This window comes from Plantactinospora solaniradicis, from assembly GCF_042658085.1.
Taxonomy (GTDB): Bacteria; Actinomycetota; Actinomycetes; order Mycobacteriales; family Micromonosporaceae; genus Plantactinospora; species Plantactinospora solaniradicis.
This window is the reverse complement of record NZ_JBHSPR010000032.1, coordinates 535,831-538,695: the sequence shown is the minus strand read 5'-3', so window position 1 is coordinate 538,695 and position 2,865 is coordinate 535,831. Positions and strand designations below refer to the sequence as shown.

Annotated in this window: 4 protein-coding genes; 2 read left to right on the top strand and 2 right to left on the bottom strand. The window is 63.9% G+C overall.

Features of this window, described 5'->3' with window-relative positions:
* The first annotated feature begins 244 nt into the window (after positions 1-244).
* Together ACFP2T_RS31185 and ACFP2T_RS31180 are read left to right on the top strand one after the other, a co-directional pair.
* Positions 245-487, top strand: a complete 243-nt coding sequence (locus tag ACFP2T_RS31185) for a hypothetical protein (RefSeq protein WP_377428023.1) — start codon at positions 245-247, stop codon at positions 485-487.
* The gene (locus ACFP2T_RS31180; protein WP_377428021.1) at positions 481-978 is read left to right on the top strand and encodes a hypothetical protein; all 498 of its coding nucleotides are present in this window, start codon (positions 481-483) and stop codon (positions 976-978) included. The genes ACFP2T_RS31185 and ACFP2T_RS31180 overlap by 7 nt, the downstream gene beginning before the upstream one ends.
* A gap of 201 nt (positions 979-1,179) precedes the next feature.
* Here the strand turns inward: ACFP2T_RS31180 and ACFP2T_RS31175 are convergent, their stop codons facing one another.
* Together ACFP2T_RS31175 and ACFP2T_RS31170 are read right to left on the bottom strand one after the other, a co-directional pair.
* A complete protein-coding gene (locus tag ACFP2T_RS31175; protein ID WP_377428019.1) occupies positions 1,180-1,722 on the bottom strand; it encodes a hypothetical protein in 543 nt (180 codons plus the stop codon).
* A 598-nt stretch (positions 1,723-2,320) separates the two neighbouring features.
* Positions 2,321-2,865: AbfB domain-containing protein (locus ACFP2T_RS31170; RefSeq protein WP_377428017.1), on the bottom strand; the 545-nt coding region annotated here is incomplete at its 5' end.

Below are 2,865 nucleotides of genomic sequence, written 5' to 3'. Positions count from 1 at the left end.
GAGTTCGTAGACGGTGATCGGGATCAGGCCGTCCTGGGTGGTGGTGTGGCCGCTGCGGCGGCGAGGACACGGGGTCATTTTTCACGCGTCGTCGACACTCCGTGCCCACGGACAAGCCCACACCGCCACAGCAGGTCAGAACGGATCTCCTGCTGGAGTACTAGAGAGACTGTTCGGCAGTGCGCTGCCTGGCTTTATCCCGCTACGTTCAGATAATGGGATGCCTGAGCTAGCATCCCGAGCCGTGGCATACATCGATCTCCAGCCTGGCGCCAGCCTCACCCGCACGGAACGACAGCAACGATGGGGCGGGTCGATCCAAGACGGGATTCAGCGGTCATCGTCGACCCCGAAAGTGTTCGTGTGGACGAAGATGGAGCAGGCAATTGACGGCGTTGACGTGCATTACCAGTACGAACGAAGTGCCGGGGTGATTGACGACCTAAAGGTCAAGGACCACATCCCGGGGGCGGACAAACGGTGGTAATGCAGGTCATCTGTATCGGAAATCGTGGCAGCGACTTGCCGGACGCGGTTCTTAGCCGCACCGCCAATTCTGAATCCACCAGGTTCCGGCTGACGGTCGGTAGCGCTTATGCGGTGTACGCCATGGCGATCAGGCGGGGTAACGTCGGGCTCCTTGTGCTTAACGACTCCGCCCGTCCGATCTGGTCTCATATCGAGCTGTTTGAGTTTGTTGACGCCGCCCTGCCCTCCGACTGGAGCTTCACTACCCTGGAAGAGGAGGTGTTCGGCATTCGTGCACTATGGGGCTACCGCACCTTGATTCAGAACCATTCGCATAATGATGATTTGATGGAGCTCAAGCGTAGTGCTTGGAAGGATTTTCTAGCGGACAACGAATGGGCAATTCGAGAAGGTCCGGATCAGGAAAAGATGCGGATGTTGAACGAGATGTTCCAGTCTGGCCGCAGGTTTTTGAGGTCGCCTGATATGAGCCAACGGCGCCAGGAATGACGCCTTTGGGTTTATCCGGGGCTGGATGGCCTGCTCCGTGGTCGAACTGAAGCTCGTCGCGAACACCCGGTTCTGGGACGGCATCCGAACGGCGGGAAGACCTCCGTCGTCAGTGGCCCGAGGACGTCGTCGAGCCGGTCGATCGAAAAGTGGATCATTCCATCGGCCGCCCAGGATGCGGTGAATACCTCGTGTGTGGCGTCACCCGCCCGTCTCCTCGTCCTCGTCGCCGGGGGTGGTCAGATCGTGCTTGTCGAGGAAGCCCCACCACTTGTCGTCGTCGAAGCCGATCTCGCCGTACCCGGCGCCGAAGACGTAGTAGGCGAGGAACGAGTCGAGGTCCGGCGCGACGTCGAGGAACAGGTCACGCATGAACCACTCGTCGGTGGTCTCCTCCGGGAGGTACCAGACCGCGCCGGTGTCGCGCCGGATCAGCAGCGGCTCGTCGTGCAGCGTGCCGAAGACCAGCCACTCGGAGGGTTCGTCCGCGACGCCGGTGAACCCGGGCATCTGCTCGATGTAGTACTGGATGTCGTCCAGGCGCGCTACTGCGGGCAGGTCGAACGCGCCGGCCCGGATACCGTCGGCGGTCTCCAGCAGCTCCCGGACCGGCTGCGGCAGATCGGCGGGGATCTTGTCGGCCGGCGCGCCCTTGTTGATCTGAGCCCAGGCCAGCGTCGCGGGCTGGTCCGCCTCCAGATCGGTACGCAGCTCCGCGATGAGTTCCCGCAGCTCGGTGTTCAAACCACACCTCTATTCGAATCGGTGTGCCATCGGGCAGGTTCTTGACCTGACGTCAGATTTGCCGCCGATATCCCAGTTCGTGCTACCGTGCAGGAGCTTCAGATTACTGGCATCGTCGCGCCCACCGGCCTGGCGGCGGCCTTCTCCACAGCTGTGCGGACGCCCTTACTGACCTGCGGCTCGCCCTGCGATGGAATGTGAGCGCTAACATCAGCGGCAAGCGGCTCCCCGCTGGCATCGACTGCCGAGGTGGGCGGAGCTGCTCGGGCCGAGTGCGGGATATTGCCAGGATGCTCCGGGTCTTCAATGGATAAACATCAATATATGCTTGGCATCGCTACCCGACTGCGTCCCGCAGTTTGTCCGGTCCGTCGACTTCCGGCTGCCCCGGCAAATAACGGTTTCTCCCATGGGTGCGACTGAAATGGCGATTGACATAAATTTCACAGTGATTTTCTGTTATCGGCGCCGGTGCCGAATGGTCGGGCAGAGCCCGCCGAGGCCGTCATGGGTACAGCCGGGCACCACACCATCCCGCGACAGGCATCGGTAGTAGCCCCGGGGCGAGGGGGCACCGCCCCCCGCCGTGACGGTGCGGCTACCCGATCAGCGAAGGTCGAGGCCGGAAGGACCCGTCGGCGCGAAACGCCGCGCTGTTGTCCGACTGATCCACCCACAGCTCCAGGTTCCGGTGGCGTAGGAACCAGCCCGGATAGTTCGACGCCTCCAGCGACACCGATCCGGCTGCCGAGCCGGGGCGAACGCAGAAGGTCGCGTCGCCACGGAACAACCTGGTGCCCTCGTCCGCGCTCAACCGCACCCGCCAGGACGAATGGCGCAGGTACCGGCCATCCTCGACCCGGAAGGAGATGCAGTTCGGGTCCGCCAGGCCCGGGATCACCTCGAACGTCGCCCGTTGCCGGGCGGCCCTGTCGCTGTCCGCGCCGACCCGGTCCAGCACGCCGAAGTCGCCGACGGTCGTGACGAGCAGCCCCACCTGGTTGGCGGACTCCAGCGACACGGGTCCCAACGGGAGCGGCTGTGCCTCGGTGCTCGTCGGCTTGGCGACCGTAGGGCTGGGGCGTCTCGGGATCGGCGCGGCGGTCGTGGTCGCCGGGGCCGGCGGCACGACCTGCGCGGGTG